Raw genomic sequence first — 15,978 nt, forward strand, 5'->3', positions numbered from 1 at the left:
GCAGGCGCCGCGCTCCCGGGGACGAGCGCCCTCCGGCCGCGGCCTCCTCCGGCTCAGCTGTCGCGGCGGATCCAGCGGAAGCCGAAGCGGCAGGCGACGAGCCCCACGACGAGCCAGATCCCGAGCACCAGCGCGACGCCGCCGAGGTCCCACGACCCGTTCACCTCCGCCTCCTCGAACCCGCTCGGCAGGAACACGGCGCGCATGCCCTGCGCGATCCACTTGAGCGGGAAGACGCTCGCCGTGTTCTGCAGCCAGTCAGGCAGCGTCGTGAACGACAGGTACGACCCCGAGATGAACTGCAGCACGAGCAGCGGCGGCACGATCACGGCGGTCGCGCTCTTGCCCGAGCGGGGCAGCGCGGAGACGGCGATGCCGAGGATGGCCGACGTCGCGACTCCTGCCAGGTAGACCCAGGCGAAGGTCGCCCAGCGCCCGCTGTCGGTGGGCAGCTCGACCGAGAACACCGTCGCCGCGACCAGGAGCAGCAGGGCCGTCTGCGCGAGGCTCGTCACGAGCACCTGGCCGAACTTGCCGATGAAGTAGCTGAAGACCGGCAGCGGGGCTCCCGCGAGCCGCTTGAGCGTGCCGTCGCCGCGCTCGACCGCGATGTCGACCCCCAGGTTCTGCACGCCCGAGAGCAGGATCCCGGCCGCGGCCAGGCCCGGCACGTAGTACTCCGCCATCGGGATGCCCGGGTCCTGCGGGTTCGCCTGCATCACCGCGGTGTCGCCGAACGCGACCGAGAAGATCGTCAGGAGCAGCACCGGGAAGAGGAAGGTGAAGAACACCTGGTCCGGAGCGCGGAAGTACGAGCGGATCTCGTAGCGGGCGCGGGCGAGTCCGAGGCGGACGGTGCGTCCCGGGCCGGTGGAGAGGGTGCGGGGGCGGGTGGCGACGGCGGTCACGCGGGCTCTCCGATCAGGTCGACCGCGTCGCGGTCCTCGCGGATGAGGTCGAGGTAGATGTCCTCGAGGCTGGGGCGGACGACCTCGAGGGCCGTCGGCTCCCCGATCCGGGAGTGCAGCTCGGCGACGGTCCGGGCGGGCTCGGTGGTGCGCAGCCGGTGCAGCACGCCGTCCTCGCGCCACTGCACGATCGGGACGCGCGCCTCGTCCCCTCCGATCGCGCTCATCGGGCCGATGGCCAGGAGCCGCCCGCCGGAGATCACGGCGGCGCGGTCGCCCAGGCGGGCGGCCTCGTCGAGGTAGTGGGTGGTGAGCAGGATGGTCGTGCCCTCGCTCTTGAGCAGAGCGATCAGGTCCCAGAAGGAGTGGCGGGCCTCGGGGTCGAAGCCCGTGGTGGGCTCGTCGAGGAACACCAGCTCGGGACGGCCGATGATGCCGAGGGCGACGTCGACACGGCGGCGCTGGCCGCCGGAGAGGCGCCCGATGCGCGAGCGGGCCTTGGACGTCAGCCCGACGGCCTCGATGGTCTCGTCGACGTCGCGCGGTCGCGGATAGAGGCTGGCGAAGTGCGCGATCTGCTCGCGCACCGTCGCGTTGCCGGACTCGCCGCTGGACTGCAGGACGATCCCCAGACGCGCCTTCCACGCCAGGTCGCCGTGGCGCGGGTCGACCCCGAGCACCGACACCTCGCCGCCGGAGCGGTCGCGGTAGCCCTCGAGGATCTCGATGGTCGTCGACTTCCCGGCGCCGTTGGGGCCGAGGAGCGCGAAGGTCTCGCCCCGGTGGATGTCGAAGGAGACTCCCGCGACCGCCGGAGCGCCCCCGTAGTCCTTCCGCAGGTCGCGGACTCGGACGGCGTGGTCTTCGCTCATCGTCACAGCGTGCCCTGTCGCACCCCTCCGGCGACAGTGATCCCCGATTTCCGCCTCCCTCTTGCCCTCCCCGCCCCGAGATGCCACGCACCCCTCACCTGTCGGACAGGCCCGTCGCAGTACCCGCCGTCACCGTGCGGCACGGCCAAGCGGCGATCCGCGTGTCAGCGGATCGTCCGCGGGACGCGTCCCGCTCTCTGCAACGCACCCCGACGTCGAGCCGACCGCGGCCGATCGACGACGCAGGAGGAGAGAGGCTAAACGGTGCCGAAGAGCCGCTGCAAGCGGCGCACGCCCTCGAGGAGCGCGTCGTCGCCGAGGGCGTAGGACAGGCGGAGGTAGCCGCTCGGTCCGAAGGCCTCGCCGGGGACGGTGGCGACCTCGGCCTGCTCGAGGATGAGGTCGGCGAGCTCGAGGGAGGTCGTCGGGGTGGTGCCGTTCCACTCTCGGTTCAGCAGCCCGTTCACGTCGGGGTAGACGTAGAACGCGCCGCCGGGGGTCGGGCACTCGATCCCGTCGATCGAGTTCAGCTCGGCGACGATGGTGCGGCGGCGGCGGTCGAAGGCCAGGCGCATCTCCTCGGCCGGCTCCTGCGGGCCGGTGAGGGCGGCGATCGCGGCGCGCTGCGAGATGTTCGAGACGTTGCTCGAGAGGTGCGACTGGAGGTTCGAGGCGCCCTTGATCGCGTCGGCCGGGCCGACCATCCATCCGACGCGCCAGCCGGTCATCGCGTAGGTCTTCGCGACGCCGTTGACGAGGATCGTCCGGTCGCGCAGGGCCGGCACCGCCTCGACGATCGAGGTCGCGTGCTCGAGCGGGCTCGCGTCGTCCTGGTCGCCGGTGGAGTAGACGAGGTTCTGGTAGATCTCGTCGGCGATGATCCAGAGGCCGTGCTCCTCGGCCCACTCGCCGATCTCGCGGGTCTGCTCGGCCGAGTAGACGGCGCCGGTGGGGTTGGAGGGGGAGACGAACAGGAGCACCTTGGTGCGCTCGGTGCGCGCTGCCTCCAGCTGCTCGACCGTGACCAGGTAGCCCTGGTCGGCGCCCGCGAACACGTCCACCTGCACGCCGCCGGCGAGCTTGATCGCCTCGGGGTAGGTGGTCCAGTACGGGGTCGGCACCAGCACCTCGTCGCCGTCGTCGAGGAGGGTCTGGAAGGCCTGGTAGACGGCCTGCTTGCCGCCGTTGGTGACCACGACCTGCGAGGGGTCGACGGCCCATCCGGAGTCGCGCGCCGTCTTCTCCGCGATGGCCGCGCGGAGGTCGGGGAGGCCCGCCGCGGGGGTGTAGCGGTAGTTCCCCGGGTCGAGCACGGCGGCCGAGGCGGCCTCGACGATGTGCTCGGGAGTGAGGAAGTCGGGCTCGCCGGCGGCGTAGGACACGACCGGTCGGCCCTGGGCCTGGAGGGCCTTCGCCTTGGCGTCGACCTTCAGAGTGGCGGACTCGGCGATGGCGGCGATGCGGGCGGAGATGCGCGTGGTGGAGGACACGACGGCCAGCGTATCCTGCGCGCGCACGGGGCTCCGAGGCCCCCCGCCGCTCGGCTGGACACGCCCTGCGGGTCCACGTACACTCGTCCGAGGTAGTCGATCTCTGCCCTCATCCACAGCGCCCGCGAGGGTCGCGGCGGACGGGCGGCGGGTCGGTCTCCTCCTCGGATGCTCGCAACGGCATCCATAGGGCGGTGGCTCAATTGGTAGAGCAGCGGTCTCCAAAACCGCAGGTTGCAGGTTCGAGCCCTGTCCGCCCTGCACATCGATGCCCGTCGCACGCGGTCCCCGCGACGCTGCGGTCATCGGTCCAGGGCCGCCCATGACGGGCGGTCGGCCACACCGGAGGTTCCGGTGCGGGAAAGGTGCGTGCAGGTGGCCGGGAAAGCAGTCGACGAGCCGAGCGAGGACGTCGTCGCGATCGCCAATCAGCAGCGAGCCGCGCGGCGCAACCCGTTCGCGCGCATCGCCCTCTTCATCCGGCAGGTCATCGCCGAGCTGAAGAAGGTCGTGACGCCCACCCGCAAGGAGCTGGGCAACTACGTCGTGGTCGTGCTGATCTTCGTCGTCATCATGATGGCGCTGGTGTCCTTCCTCGACTGGGTCTTCGCCCTGGCCGTGACGTACGTGTTCGGCACACCCGCCGCCTGACCCGAGAGCATCCGGGCCGCGCGAGCGGAGGGTGCCGGCGACAGCGGGACGCGCCCCGAGGGGCGCGACCGATCGATCGAGAGAGAGTTGTGACGAGTGTCTGACAGAAACCGCGACGACGTCGACTGGGCGACGGCTGCCGAGCAGTCGTCGGAGGTCGAGGAGGAGCAGGAGGGCGACGTCCAGTCGCAGGCTGAGGACGCCGTCGAGCCCGCCGAGCAGGGTGCGCTGAGCATCATCGACGAGAACGAGTCCGAGGACGACCTCGCCTCCGACCTCGAGGCCGCGCTGGACGCCATCGGCTCCGTCGACGACCCCGAGGCCGACTCCGCGGTCGACGAGGCCGCGCACATCGACACCGTCGAGGAGGCCGAAGCGGCCCTCGAGGCCGTCGAGGACGAGGCCGAGGTCGCCGCCGAGGACGCCGAGTCCGCCGGTGAGGACCTCGCCGACATCGACCCGTACGAGGCCTTCCGCACCGAGCTGCGCGGCAAGCCGGGCAAGTGGTACGTCATCCACTCCTACGCCGGCTTCGAGAAGCGCGTGAAGTCCAACATCGAGAACCGCAAGGTCTCGCTCGAGGCCGAGGACTACATCTTCGAGGTCCAGGTCCCGATGGAGGACGTGGTCGAGATCAAGAACGGCCAGCGCAAGATGGTCACCCGCGTGCGCATCCCCGGCTACGTGCTGGTGCGCATGGACCTCAACGAGGACTCGTGGTCGGTCGTCCGCCACACGCCGGGCGTCACCGGCTTCGTGGGCAACGCCCACAACCCGACCCCGCTGCGCTTCGAGGAGGCCTTCACGATGCTGAAGAGCCTCGTCGAGATCAAGGACGTCGCCCCCTCGAAGACCTCCGGTGCCAAGGGCCAGAAGCAGGCCCAGCGCGTGCTGCCCGCCGAGGTCGACTTCGAGATCGGCGAGACCATCACCATCAAGGAGGGCTCGTTCGCGGGTCTTCCCGGCTCGATCAGCGAGATCAAGCCCGAGAGCGGCAAGCTCACCGTGCTCGTCTCGCTCTTCGAGCGCGAGACCCCGGTCGAGCTGTCGTTCGACCAGGTCACCAAGCTCTGACGCGTCGCCTCCGCGCCGCGTGAACGCCCCCTCCGCACGTCGGAGGGGGCGTTCGCCGTTCCGGGCGGCGCTCCCTCCGGCACCGCCCCACGCGCACCCGGGCGTCGGCCCCTCCTCCGCCCTGTCGGGGGTGGCCCCGCTCGTGTAAGCTCGTACGGGTTTTCGTGTCGGCGCCCGCCTCTGTGCGCGCCGGACGACCCTCCTCCACCGCGATCCGGCACCGTCGGATGCGCGGGAGAGCGGCCGGGAGCCCCCGACCGCTCGAACCCTGAGAAAAGGAATCAGAATGGCCCCCAAGAAGAAGGTCACCGGCCTGATCAAGCTCCAGATCAAGGCCGGCGCGGCCAACCCCGCGCCCCCGATCGGTCCGGCGCTCGGTCAGCACGGCGTCAACATCATGGAGTTCTGCAAGGCGTACAACGCGCAGACCGAGTCGCAGCGCGGCAACGTCATCCCCGTCGAGATCACCGTCTACGAGGACCGCTCGTTCACCTTCGTGCTGAAGACCCCGCCCGCGGCGGAGCTCATCAAGAAGGCCGCCGGCGTCGCCAAGGGCTCCTCGACCCCGCACACCGTGAAGGTCGCGAAGCTCACCCAGGCGCAGGTCCGCGAGATCGCCGAGGCGAAGCAGGTCGACCTGAACGCCAACGACATCGACGCCGCCGCGAAGATCATCGCCGGCACCGCCCGCTCGATGGGCATCACGGTCGAGTAGCGCGACGGCTGCTCGACGGCGGGAGCGACGCGCCCACCGGCGCGGACCCACCGCGGAAGCCTCGAGAACCCGACGGCGGCCCCTCAGCGGGGTCGCGCCCGGTCCGGAAGCGCCTCCGCAGGACCTCTCCGCCTCCCGCGAGCAGCAGTCACGGCCGCGATCGCGGCACCACCAGAACTCCATCACCCCCGTGGGAGAGCCCGCCAGGCTCTAGAACCACATTCTCGTTTCAAGGAGAAACAACATGGCACAGAAGTCGAAGGCCTACCGGGCCGCCGCGGCCAAGCTCGAAGAGGGCAAGTTCTACACGGCCGACGAGGCCGTCGCGCTCGCCCGCGAGACCGGTTCCGCCAAGTTCAACAGCACCGTCGAGGTCGCCCTCAAGCTCGGTGTCGACCCCCGCAAGGCCGACCAGATGGTCCGCGGCACGGTCATCCTGCCCCACGGCACGGGCAAGACCGCCCGCGTCATCGTGTTCGCTACCGGTCCGGCCGCCGAGGCCGCGCTTGCCGCCGGTGCCGACGAGGTCGGCGGCGCCGAGCTCATCGAGAAGGTAGCGGGCGGGTACACCTCGTTCGACTCCGCCGTCTCGACCCCGGAGCTCATGGGCCAGGTCGGCCGTCTCGGAAAGGTGCTCGGCCCCCGCGGCCTCATGCCCAACCCGAAGACCGGCACCGTGACCCCGGACGTGGCGAAGGCCGTGACCGAGATCAAGGGCGGAAAGATCGAGTTCCGCGTCGACAAGCACGCCAACGTGCACCTCGTCGTGGGCAAGGCCGCGTTCACCGAGGAGCAGCTCCAGGAGAACTTCAAGACCGCGCTCGACGAGATCCTCCGCCTCAAGCCGTCCTCCTCGAAGGGCCGCTACATCCAGAAGGCCGCCGTCTCGACGACCTTCGGCCCCGGCATCCCGCTGGACGTCAACGTCCTGGCCTGAGCCGGGCACGCACTGACGTGAGGAGGGGGTCCGCTTCGGCGGGCCCCCTCCTTCGTCGTCCCGGCATACTGGACCGGTGATCCGCCGCTCCACTCCGCCGCGCCTCCCGTGACCGTCCGCCGCGCGTCGGCCGCCGACGCCGAGGCCGTTGCCGAGCTGGCCGCCGCGACCTTCCCGCTGGCCTGCCCGCCGCACACCACCGCGGAGGCGAAGGCCGAGTTCGTCCGCATCGTGCTCTCGGTCGAGCGCTTCCGCGACCACCTCGCCGATCCGCTCCGCTCGCTCCTGGTCGACGACGACTCCGGCGCGCTGACCGGCTACGCGATGCTCGTGCGCGGGGAGCCCGCCGACGCCGACGTCGTCGCGGCGATCCGGCTGCGTCCGACCGTCGAGCTCAGCAAGTTCTACCTCCTGCCCGGCCGGCACGGCTCCGGAGCGGCGGCCGCGCTGATGGCCGCGACCCTCGAGGAGGCGCGGGCTCACGATGCCGCGGGCGTCTGGCTCGGCGTCAACGAGGAGAACGCGCGTGCTCAGCGCTTCTACTCCAAGCACGGCTTCGCGGTCGTCGGCCGCAAGCGCTTCCTCGTCGGCGACCGCTGGGAGGACGACTTCGTCCTCGAGCGCTCTCTCACCTGACCCTCCCCGCGAGACGCCACCCGGGCACGCGACGCGCTCCGCGTCGCGTACCGGAGCGGCCCCTCGCGGAGATCAGCCCTCGGAGACGGTGAGGACGATCTTGCCGCGGGTGTGGCCCGTCTCGAGCTGCTCGTGCGCCTCGCAGGCGCGGGCGAGAGGGAAGATGCCGTCGATGAAGACGCGGACGTCGCCCGACTCGAGAAGGCGCGAGACCACGCCGAGGGTCGCCCCGTCGGGAGCGACGCGGTAGGTGGAGGCGCGCACGCCCGCAGCGGCCGCCTCCTCGAAGAACCCGGGCCAGCTCCCGGTGGGCGCGTTCACGATCAGGCCCCCGGGGCGGAGGACCCTCAGCGAGCGCGAGCCCGTGTCGTCGTGGACGTTGCCGACCAGATCGATGACCACGTCGACGCCGGACAGCAGCTCGTCGAAGCGCTCGGCCGTGTGGTCGATCACCTGCGCGGCGCCGAGCTCGTGCAGCCACTGCAGGTTGCGGGTCGAGCCGGTCGCGATCACCGAGGCGCCGAAGTAGGCGGCGAACTGCACCGCGAAGTGGCCGACTCCGCCCGACCCGGCGTGAATGAGGATCCGCTGACCCTCGTGCGCCTTGGCGAGCTCGACGACCATGCCCCAGGCGGTGAGCGCCGCGAGCGGGACGCCGGCCGCTTCGACGTGGGAGAGCGTCGACGGCTTCCGCGCGATGGAGACGCTCGGCACGCTGACGTACTCCGCGTAGGAGCCCGAGTAGCGCGGCACCATGACGAAGCCGTAGACCTCGTCGCCCGGCCGCAGCGGATGCGCCGGGTAGGGGCTCGAGACGACGACGCCCGAGAAGTCGTGGCCGAGGACCGCCGGGTAGGAGGCGATCTGCGAGGCGACCCCCTGGCCCGCGCGCGTCTTCGCGTCGAGCGGGTTCACGCCGGCCGCGACCACCTTCACGGTGAACTCGGCGTTGATGGCGGAGGGTGTCGGCACGGTCGCCAGGTGCAGGGCGGAGGCGTCGCCCGGCGCGTCGATCACCGCCGCCGTCATCGTGTCGGGGAGGACGACCTCCTCCGGGATCTCGCCGATCGCGAGGCCGTGCCCGAGCGCGCTGGTGTGCATCGTCGCCTTTCCTGTCGCTGAGGCGTGCGGGTGGAGCGTGCCGAGGACGTCGCCCCCGATCCCCGCATCCGACGCCGCGACCAGTCAATCGAGGCAATGAGTCGGCGCTGTTACGGGGGTGTCACCCTCGGGAGAAGATTGGCGCGCGGAGCCGCGGGCGCCCGGTCTGGCACGATGAGGGGATGCGACGCCGACGTACCCTGCTGGTCGGCGGTGCCCTCCTTGTCCTGGCCGGGCTCGTGGTCCTCCTGGCCGCCCGGATCAGCATCGGCACCAGCCGCTGGGTCTACGTCAGCGAGATGGGCGCGCCGGACCTGCCGACGGCGGGCGCCTTCGAGGCCGCCCTTCTGCTCGTGGCGGCCGGCGGCGCGCTGATCGCCGCGGGCGCCTGGCCGGTGCGCGCCCGCCTGCTCCCCGCCCTCCGCCCGGCGGGCGCGATCCTCCTGGCGGCCGCCTGCTTCGCGCTCGCCTCGCAGGTGACCTGCACGGCGGGCTGCCCGCTGCCGGTCGGGCCGGCCTTCCGCTGGCAGGACCTCATCCACACCTCGGCCGCCGTGCTCGGCTTCGGGGCCGCCTGCGCCGCGATGCTCCAGCTGGCGACCGTGCGGGGGCGCCCTGCGGTCGCGCGGCTCTCGCTCGCCGCGGGGATCTCGGTGGCGGTCGTCGCCGGGACGGGCGGGATCCTGTCGCTCCTGCGCGTGTGGCTGCGGCTCGGCGGCACGCTCGAGTTCGTGGCGACGGCGATCGCAGTGCTCTGGCTCGCGTTCGTCGGCCTGGTGCTCGCGCTCGAGGACCTCAGCGCCGAGCGAGCCAGCCGCGGACGTGCCCGCGGATCCGGTCCTGCTGAGCGGCGAAGCCCTCGTCCCGCGACGGCACCCGCTCGCAGTCCGCATCCGGAAGAGCCCTAGCCCACGCCTCCGCGACCTCGACCGGGTGCACGGGGTCGCGCTCGGCCGCGATCACCAGGGTGCGCGCGATGACCTCGCCCAGCTCTCCGGAGTCTCGGTAGGCGGCGTTCCGCGGGATCTGGGCGAGCCGAACGGCGCGCTCGGCCGCCCGCGGGGAGCGGAACTGCAGCGTCAGCGCCTCCGCCGACGCGGGGGACACCTCGGCGGCGCGCGCGAACGGGCCCGAGGCGCGGAACATCCGCTCGCCGCGCTTCGCTCCGTGGTCGTGCAGCAGCTGCGCGATGACGGGGAACACGGTGAGGTTCTCGGGCAGCGGCTCGGCGGTGAAGGCGGGACGCACGAAGACGGCGCGGTCGATCGGCAGCACGCGTCGGACGGCGAGGCGCAGGGCGATCGCCGCGCCCATCGAGATGCCGAGCACCGTGAGCGGCTTGTGCGCGGCTCCGGCCCGCACGACCTCCTCCGTCACCTCGTCGGCCAGCGCCTCGAGGGCGAAGTCGCCGGGCGCGCCGAGCAGCTCGGAGGCGCCGTGGGCGCGGACGTCCGGAGCGATGACCTCGCTGCCGGCGGGGAGGGCGGAGCGCAGCAGCCCCAGGGGCTGGGAGCGGTCGCCGCCCAGGCCGTGCAGGAGGAGGACCGTCACCGGGCGCGCGTCCGCTCGTGCAGCTCGGCCATCAGCATCCCCGCCAGCCGCACGAGGATGTGGATCTCGTCCTCGTCGCGGTCGACCCAGCGGGAGTTCGGCTCGCCCTCGATCGGCACGAAGTCGCGGTGCTGCTCCCAGACGACGAGCGTGCGCTCGGCGCCGAGGACGTACTGCTGCCAGAAGACCTGCCGCAGGTAGTGGCGCGGGATGCTCCGCCACGGCTTCGTCGTGGTCTTGATCTCGCAGAGCTCGAGCCGGCCGTCCTCGCGGAGGCCGATGCCGTCGGGCGTGGCGAGGTGGCGCCGCTCCTGGCTCGCGTGGAAGAGGGTGCTGCTGGGCTCGATCGCGTGCTCGCTCCGCACCCAGGCGGCGATCTCGGGCTCGCGGGCGCGGCCGTGGTCGGTGAAGGCGTTGCCGCCGAAGCCGGTGCCGTAGAGCTTGTCGAGCGCGGCCCTGCCGATCGCGGCGGGGGAGGAGAGGCGGGCGACGTCGGTCGCCGTGATGCCGCGCGAGCGGGCGCGGAGCCAGGCGACGCGGTCCGAGGAGTCGGCGACGACCCTCCGGAGGTGCGGGGGCTCGGCGTCCGTGAAGACGGGCTGCGTCTCCCAGGGGAAGGAGAGCTGCAGGTCGGGCACCGATTCATTCTCTGCCCCCTGCGGCGCCCGGTCGAATCGGCACGCCGACCCGCGGCCTCTCACCGGGGCGCGACGGCCCGAGCCGGCGGCTCAGGCGTCGAGGAAGGCGTCGACGTGCGCGGGGGAGAGGAGATGGCGCCGGACCATCAGGGCGGCACCGCGGACGCCTCCGCCCTGGGCCGCGGCCTGCACGATGTCGAGCGCGCGGGTCGCCAGGGGGAGGGAGCGGCGGTAGACGACCTCGCGGACCCCGGCGAGGACCTCGTGGCTGGCCTGGGCGATGCTGCCGCCGACGACGATGACGGACGGGTTCAGGAGGTTCACGCAGGTGGCGAGCACCTCGCCGATGTCGCGGCCCGCGGCGCGCGTGAGCTCGACGGTGGTGGGGTCCCCGCCGGTCAGCAGGGTGACGACGTCGGAGGTGCTGGCGGCGTCGATCCCGGACTCGGTCAGCCGGCGGGCGATCGCCGAGCCGCTCGCGATCGCCTCGAGGTCGGCCTCGCCGCGGTCGCCGGGGACCTGCACGTGGCCCAGGTCGCCCGCGGCTCCGAGGGCTCCGCGCTGCAGGGCGCCGCCGCTGACGATCCCGGCTCCGATGCCGGTGGAGACCTTCACGTAGAGGAGGTCGTCGACGTCGGCGTAGTGGTCGGCGTGCTCGCCGAGCGCCAGCAGGTTCACGTCGTTGTCGACGAGGACGGGCACGGGGAGGCGGCGGCCGACGAACTCCGGGATGTCGAAGCGGTCCCAGCCGGGCATGATCGGCGGCTTCACCGGGCGGCCCGTCGCGTGCTCGACGGGTCCGGGGACGCCGACGCCGACTCCCGCGAGCGGGCCGGCCGCCGGAGTCCGGCCGAGCAGGGCCGCGGCGACGTCGAGGGCGTGGCCGAGGACGGCGAGGGGGCCGTCGGCGATGGCGATGCTCTCGCGGCGGCGGGCGAGGACCGTGCCGTCGAGGTCGGTCAGGGCGACGACGGCGTGCGCGGCTCCCAGGTCGACGGCGAGGAGGCTGCGCGCCCGGGGGTCGAAGGCCACGCGGGCGGCGGGACGGCCGCCGGAGGAGGGAGCGTCGTCCTGCCGGGCGACCAGGCCCGAGGCGGTGAGGACGTCGAGCTGGGCGGAGACGGCCGCGCGCGGCAGGCCCGTCTCGGCGACCACGTCGGCCCGCGTCCGGGGAGCCCCGTCGGCCAGCAGGAGCAGCAGCTCGCCGACCGCGCTGACGGTGATGCGGCGGCGCGGGGACATGGCCAGAGTCAACCACAGCGCCCGTGCTTCTGTGCGGCGGGCGCCCGACTTGGCGGGCGCGCAGGGCTAGTTTTGCTTGTCCGTGAGCAAAAGTCCGCGTAGGGTTCGAGGCACACCTTCCGATGCGATCAGGAGCCCCACCGGTGGCCACACCCCCAGACCTCTCTGTCCAGCTGTACTCGGTGCGCGAGCCGCTCGCGGCCGATCTTCCCGCCACCCTCGACCGCCTCGCGGCGATCGGCTTCACCACGGTCGAGCTCTTCGGGTTCGTCGACCTGGCCGACGCCTACCGCGCGGCGCTCCCGGCCAGCGGACTGCGCGCTCCCAGCGCCCACGCGCGCCTCCTCGGCCCGCAGGGCGACGCCACCGTCGACGAGATCCTCGACACGGCCGCCTCGCTCGGCGTCGAGACCGTGATCGACCCCTTCGTCGACCCGACCCGCTGGACCACCGCGGACGACGTCGCCCGCATCGCCGACGAGCTGAACGCGCTGGTCGACTCCGCCGCCGCCCGCGGCCTGGTGCTCGGCTACCACAACCACGCCTTCGAGTTCGAGAACCGCGTCGACGGCCGCAGCGCCTTCGAGCACCTCGCGGGCCTGCTCGACCCGCGCATGGTCCTCGAGCTCGACACCTACTGGGCGGCCGTCGGCGGCGACGACCCGGTCGAGGTGCTCGGACGCCTCGGCGACCAGGTGCGCTTCCTGCACGTGAAGGACGGCCCGATCTCGACCGACACCCAGGAGCAGCTGCCCGCGGGCGAGGGCGCGATGGACGTCCCGGCGATCCTCGCCGCCGCTCCGCAGGCCCTGCCCGTGCTGGAGTTCGACGCCTACGCCGGCGACATCTTCGAGGGCCTGGAGTCGGCCCACCGCTACGTCTCGGGGCTCGGCGCATGAGCGGCACCGGCCGCGTGGGCGTCGGCGTCATCGGCGCCGGCAACATCAGCACCCAGTACCTGACCAACCTCACCGTCTTCCCCGACCTCGAGGTGCTCTTCGTCGCCGACATCGACCTCGAGCGGGCGAGGACCCAGGCCGAGGCCTTCGGCGTCCCCGCCTCCGGCACCGTCGAGGAGCTCCTCGCGCACGAGGGCGTCGAGATCGTCGTGAACCTCACGATCCCGGCCGCGCACGTCGAGGTCGCGCGCCGCGCGGTCGAGGCGGGCAAGCACGTGTGGACCGAGAAGCCCTTCTCGCTCGACCGCGACAGCGGGATCGAGCTGCTCGCGCTGGCGAAGGACAAGGGGCTGCGCGTCGCGACCGCTCCCGACACCTTCCTGGGCGCGGGCCTCCAGACGGCGCAGCGCGTGATCGAGAGCGGAGCCATCGGCACGCCGCTCTCGGCCCTCACCCTCTTCCAGGGCCCCGGCCCCGAGTCGTGGCACCCGAACCCGGAGTTCTTCTTCGCCGAGGGCGGCGGACCGCTGCTGGACATGGGCCCGTACTACATCACCACGCTCGTGCAGAACCTCGGCCCCGTCGAGAGCGTCACCGCCGTCTCGTCCCAGGCCCGCGCCACCCGCGTGGTGGGCTCCGGCCCGAAGGAGGGCACCGAGTTCCCGGTGACCATCCCGACGCACATCGGCGGGCTGCTCCGCTTCGAGTCCGGGGCCTCGGCCCAGGGCGTGTGGAGCTTCGAGTCGAGCCTGCCGCGCACCGGCTTCGTCGAGATCAACGGCTCCGAGGGCACCCTCGTCCTCCCCGACCCGAACCAGCACGACGGGGAGATCACCCTGCACCGCCGCGGGTCCGCCGAGCCGGAGGTCATCGCGGCGACCGGCTCGACCGCCTCCCGCGGCACCGGCGTGCTCGAGCTCGCCCGCGCGATCCGGGCCGACCGCCCCGAGGCCGCCTCCGGAGACCTCGCGTACCACGTCACCGACGTGATGCTCTCGCTGCTCGAGGCCGCCGAGACCGGCGAGAAGGTCCTCGTCACCAGCTCCGTGACGCCCCGCCCCGCACTGCCCGAGAGCTGGGACCCGACCGAAGCGACCCTCTCCTGATGCCCGCGCCCCTGCGCGTCGGCGTGCTCGGCGGCGGCTTCATGGCGGCCGTGCACAGCCGCGCGGCCCGCAGCGCCGGAGCGGTGCTCGCCGGAGTCGCCTCCTCCACCCCGGAGAAGGGCGAGCGGGCGGCGGCCGAGCTCGGCGTCGAGCGCGCCTACCCGGACGCCCGGGCCCTGATCGAGGACGAGAGCATCGACCTCGTGCACGTCTGCACCCCGAACGCCACGCACGCCGCACTCGCGCTCGCGGCGATCGAGGCGGGCAAGCACGTGGTCTGCGAGAAGCCGCTCGCCGCGACGCTGCGGGAGGCGGAGTCGCTCGCTGCGGCCGCGTCCTCCGCCGGCGTGGTGGCGACCGTCCCGTTCGCCTACCGCTTCCACCCGATGGTGCGCGAGGCCCGTGCCCGCGTCGCCTCCGGCGAGACCGGCCGCCTGGTCACCGTCCGCGGGAGCTACCTCCAGGACTGGCTGCTGGGCGCTTCCGACGACAACTGGCGCGTCGACCCGGCCGCCGGCGGCCGCTCGCGCGCCTTCGGCGACATCGGCTCGCACCTGGTCGACCTGCTGGAGTTCGTCACCGGCGACCGGATCGACTCGCTCGCCGCGATCACGAGCACCGTCCACGCCGAGCGCGGCGGCCGCCCGGTGAGCACCGAGGACGTGGCCGGCCTGATCGTCCGGCTCGAGGGCGGCGCCGTCGGCACGCTCCTCGTCTCGCAGGTCACCGCGGGCCACCGCAACGAGCTGGTGCTCGAGGTGTCCGGGCTGGAGGAGTCGCTGCGCTTCGAGCAGGAGCTCCCCGAGACGCTGTGGGTCGGCCGGCGCGACAGCGCCCTGCTGGTGCCGCGCGACGCCTCGATCCTCGCGCCCGATGCGGCCCGGCTCTCGATCGTGCCGAGCGGTCATCCGATGGGCTATCAGGACGCCTTCACGGCGTTCGCCCGCGACACCTACGCCGCCGTGGCGGGCGCCGACGTGGAGGGTCTGCCGACCTTCGCCGACGGCCTCCGCGCGGCGCGCATCACCGAGGCCGTGCTCGACGCGGCCGAGACAGGCGCCTGGGTGACCGTGCCCGCCGCCGACGACCGGACGGAGATCGCCGCATGAGCGACGAGAAGACCTACCCCGCCACCCACCCCGTGACGCTGTTCACCGGGCAGTGGGCCGATCTGCCCTTCGAGGAGGTCGCCCGACTCGCCGCCGAGTGGGGCTACGACGGACTCGAGATCGCGGCCTCGGGCGACCACCTCGACCTCAAGCGCGCGGACGAGGACGACGCCTACGCCGCCTCGCGCCTGGAGATCCTCGACCGCTACGGCCTCGAGGTCTTCGCCATCTCGAACCACCTCACCGGCCAGGCCGTCTGCGACGACCCGATCGACTTCCGCCACAAGGCACTCGTGCGCGACTACACCTGGGGCGACGGCGACGCGGAGGGGGTGCGGCAGCGCGCCGCCGAGGACATGAAGCGCTCGGCGCGGGTCGCCCGCAAGCTCGGCGTGGACGTGGTCGTCGGCTTCACCGGCTCGAAGATCTGGCCTTACGTGGCGCAGTTCCCGCCGGTGCCGGCCTCCGTCATCGACGAGGGGTACGAGGACTTCGCGACCCGCTGGAACCCGATCCTCGACGAGTTCGACGCGAACGGCGTGGTCTACGCGCACGAGGTGCACCCGTCCGAGATCGCCTACGACTACTGGTCGAGCGTGCGCACCCTCGAGGCGATCGGGCACCGCCCGGCCTTCGGCTTCAACTGGGACCCGTCGCACATGATGTGGCAGGACATCGACCCGGTCGGCTTCATCGTCGACTTCAAGGACCGGATCCACCACGTCGACTGCAAGGACACCCGCCTGCGCCCGAAGAACGGCCGCGCCGGCGTGCTCGGCTCGCACCTGCCGTGGGGCGACCCGCGCCGCGGCTGGGACTTCGTCTCGACGGGGCACGGCGACGTCCCGTGGGAGGACGCGTTCCGCGCGCTGGAGTCGATCGGCTACTCCGGCCCGATCTCCATCGAGTGGGAGGACGCCGGGATGGACCGCCTCCACGGCGCGAAGGAGGCCGTCGGCTTCATCCGCTCGCTGCTCTGGAGGACCCCGACCGCGTCGTTCGACGCCGCGTTCTCGAACCAGTAGCCGCGCGGCTCTCCTCGGCGGGAT

The 15,978-nt window shown here is 72.6% G+C and carries 17 protein-coding genes and 1 tRNA gene; 11 read left to right on the plus strand and 7 right to left on the minus strand.

The features are described 5' to 3' along the window. Positions 1-53: 53 nt before the first annotated feature. From C5D66_RS04200 to C5D66_RS04210, 3 genes are all read right to left on the minus strand, one after another. A complete protein-coding gene (locus C5D66_RS04200) occupies positions 54-908 on the minus strand; it encodes an ABC transporter permease (protein WP_104223629.1) in 855 nt (284 codons plus the stop codon). Continuing rightward, the gene (locus tag C5D66_RS04205) at positions 905-1,780 is read right to left on the minus strand and encodes an ABC transporter ATP-binding protein (RefSeq protein WP_104254889.1); all 876 of its coding nucleotides are present in this window, start codon (positions 1,778-1,780) and stop codon (positions 905-907) included. The genes C5D66_RS04200 and C5D66_RS04205 overlap by 4 nt, the downstream gene beginning before the upstream one ends. Positions 1,781-2,037: 257 nt before the next feature. Further along, a complete protein-coding gene (locus tag C5D66_RS04210; RefSeq protein ID WP_374952915.1) occupies positions 2,038-3,279 on the minus strand; it encodes a pyridoxal phosphate-dependent aminotransferase in 1,242 nt (413 codons plus the stop codon). A 179-nt stretch (positions 3,280-3,458) separates the two neighbouring features. Here C5D66_RS04210 and C5D66_RS04215 point away from each other — a divergent pair. From C5D66_RS04215 to C5D66_RS04240, 6 genes are all read left to right on the plus strand, one after another. Next, a tRNA-Trp gene (locus tag C5D66_RS04215) sits at positions 3,459-3,531 on the plus strand. Between the two features lie 114 nt (positions 3,532-3,645). Further along, positions 3,646-3,921: a preprotein translocase subunit SecE gene (secE, locus tag C5D66_RS04220; protein WP_068208793.1), complete on the plus strand. Its 276-nt coding sequence runs from the start codon at positions 3,646-3,648 to the stop codon at positions 3,919-3,921. Between the two features lie 96 nt (positions 3,922-4,017). After that, on the plus strand, positions 4,018-4,995 hold the full coding sequence (nusG, locus tag C5D66_RS04225) for a transcription termination/antitermination protein NusG (protein WP_104223631.1): 978 nt from the start codon (positions 4,018-4,020) through the stop codon (positions 4,993-4,995). 286 nt (positions 4,996-5,281) lie between these two features. Next, positions 5,282-5,710, plus strand: a complete 429-nt coding sequence (gene rplK / locus C5D66_RS04230; RefSeq protein WP_104223632.1) for a 50S ribosomal protein L11 — start codon at positions 5,282-5,284, stop codon at positions 5,708-5,710. Positions 5,711-5,954: 244 nt separating this feature from the next. Next, positions 5,955-6,647, plus strand: a complete 693-nt coding sequence (rplA, locus tag C5D66_RS04235; protein ID WP_104223633.1) for a 50S ribosomal protein L1 — start codon at positions 5,955-5,957, stop codon at positions 6,645-6,647. A 108-nt stretch (positions 6,648-6,755) separates the two neighbouring features. Next, the gene (locus C5D66_RS04240) at positions 6,756-7,283 is read left to right on the plus strand and encodes a GNAT family N-acetyltransferase (protein WP_104254829.1); all 528 of its coding nucleotides are present in this window, start codon (positions 6,756-6,758) and stop codon (positions 7,281-7,283) included. Between the two features lie 72 nt (positions 7,284-7,355). Here C5D66_RS04240 and C5D66_RS04245 read toward each other — a convergent pair whose 3' ends face one another. After that, positions 7,356-8,384 (minus strand): NADP-dependent oxidoreductase, encoded by a 1,029-nt coding sequence (locus C5D66_RS04245; RefSeq protein ID WP_374952914.1) that lies wholly within the window; start codon positions 8,382-8,384, stop codon positions 7,356-7,358. Positions 8,385-8,566: 182 nt separating this feature from the next. Between C5D66_RS04245 and C5D66_RS04250 the strand changes: the two genes are divergently transcribed. Then, a complete protein-coding gene (locus C5D66_RS04250) occupies positions 8,567-9,292 on the plus strand; it encodes a DUF998 domain-containing protein (RefSeq protein ID WP_104223635.1) in 726 nt (241 codons plus the stop codon). On the opposite strand, the gene C5D66_RS17045 is transcribed toward C5D66_RS04250, so the two are convergent. The 3 genes from C5D66_RS17045 to C5D66_RS04260 form a co-directional block, all read right to left on the minus strand. Beyond that, positions 9,180-9,935 carry an alpha/beta fold hydrolase gene (locus C5D66_RS17045; protein WP_181028730.1) on the minus strand — a complete coding sequence of 252 codons (756 nt, stop codon included), beginning with the start codon at positions 9,933-9,935 and terminating at the stop codon, positions 9,180-9,182. The two genes, C5D66_RS04250 and C5D66_RS17045, sit on opposite strands and share 113 nt — an antisense overlap. Next, positions 9,932-10,564 (minus strand): YqaJ viral recombinase family protein, encoded by a 633-nt coding sequence (locus C5D66_RS17050; RefSeq protein WP_104238303.1) that lies wholly within the window; start codon positions 10,562-10,564, stop codon positions 9,932-9,934. The genes C5D66_RS17045 and C5D66_RS17050 overlap by 4 nt, the downstream gene beginning before the upstream one ends. 99 nt (positions 10,565-10,663) lie before the next feature. Next, positions 10,664-11,815, minus strand: a complete 1,152-nt coding sequence (locus C5D66_RS04260; RefSeq protein ID WP_104223637.1) for an ROK family transcriptional regulator — start codon at positions 11,813-11,815, stop codon at positions 10,664-10,666. Between the two features lie 143 nt (positions 11,816-11,958). Here C5D66_RS04260 and C5D66_RS04265 point away from each other — a divergent pair, with 143 nt between their 5' ends. Genes C5D66_RS04265 through C5D66_RS04280 form a run of 4 tightly spaced genes read left to right on the plus strand, consistent with a single transcriptional unit; the run spans position 11,959 to position 15,954 of the window. After that, on the plus strand, positions 11,959-12,714 hold the full coding sequence (locus tag C5D66_RS04265; RefSeq protein ID WP_258061254.1) for a sugar phosphate isomerase/epimerase: 756 nt from the start codon (positions 11,959-11,961) through the stop codon (positions 12,712-12,714). Further along, positions 12,711-13,820 (plus strand): Gfo/Idh/MocA family protein, encoded by a 1,110-nt coding sequence (locus C5D66_RS04270; protein ID WP_104274300.1) that lies wholly within the window; start codon positions 12,711-12,713, stop codon positions 13,818-13,820. Before C5D66_RS04265 ends, C5D66_RS04270 begins: the two co-directional genes overlap by 4 nt. Further along, positions 13,820-14,929, plus strand: a complete 1,110-nt coding sequence (locus tag C5D66_RS04275; RefSeq protein ID WP_104223640.1) for a Gfo/Idh/MocA family protein — start codon at positions 13,820-13,822, stop codon at positions 14,927-14,929. The genes C5D66_RS04270 and C5D66_RS04275 overlap by 1 nt, the downstream gene beginning before the upstream one ends. Next, positions 14,926-15,954: a sugar phosphate isomerase/epimerase gene (locus tag C5D66_RS04280; protein WP_181067905.1), complete on the plus strand. Its 1,029-nt coding sequence runs from the start codon at positions 14,926-14,928 to the stop codon at positions 15,952-15,954. Before C5D66_RS04275 ends, C5D66_RS04280 begins: the two co-directional genes overlap by 4 nt. Positions 15,955-15,978 lie beyond the last annotated feature (24 nt).

Source organism: Rathayibacter sp. AY1B4 (assembly GCF_002932815.1).
Classification (GTDB): Bacteria; Actinomycetota; Actinomycetes; order Actinomycetales; family Microbacteriaceae; genus Rathayibacter.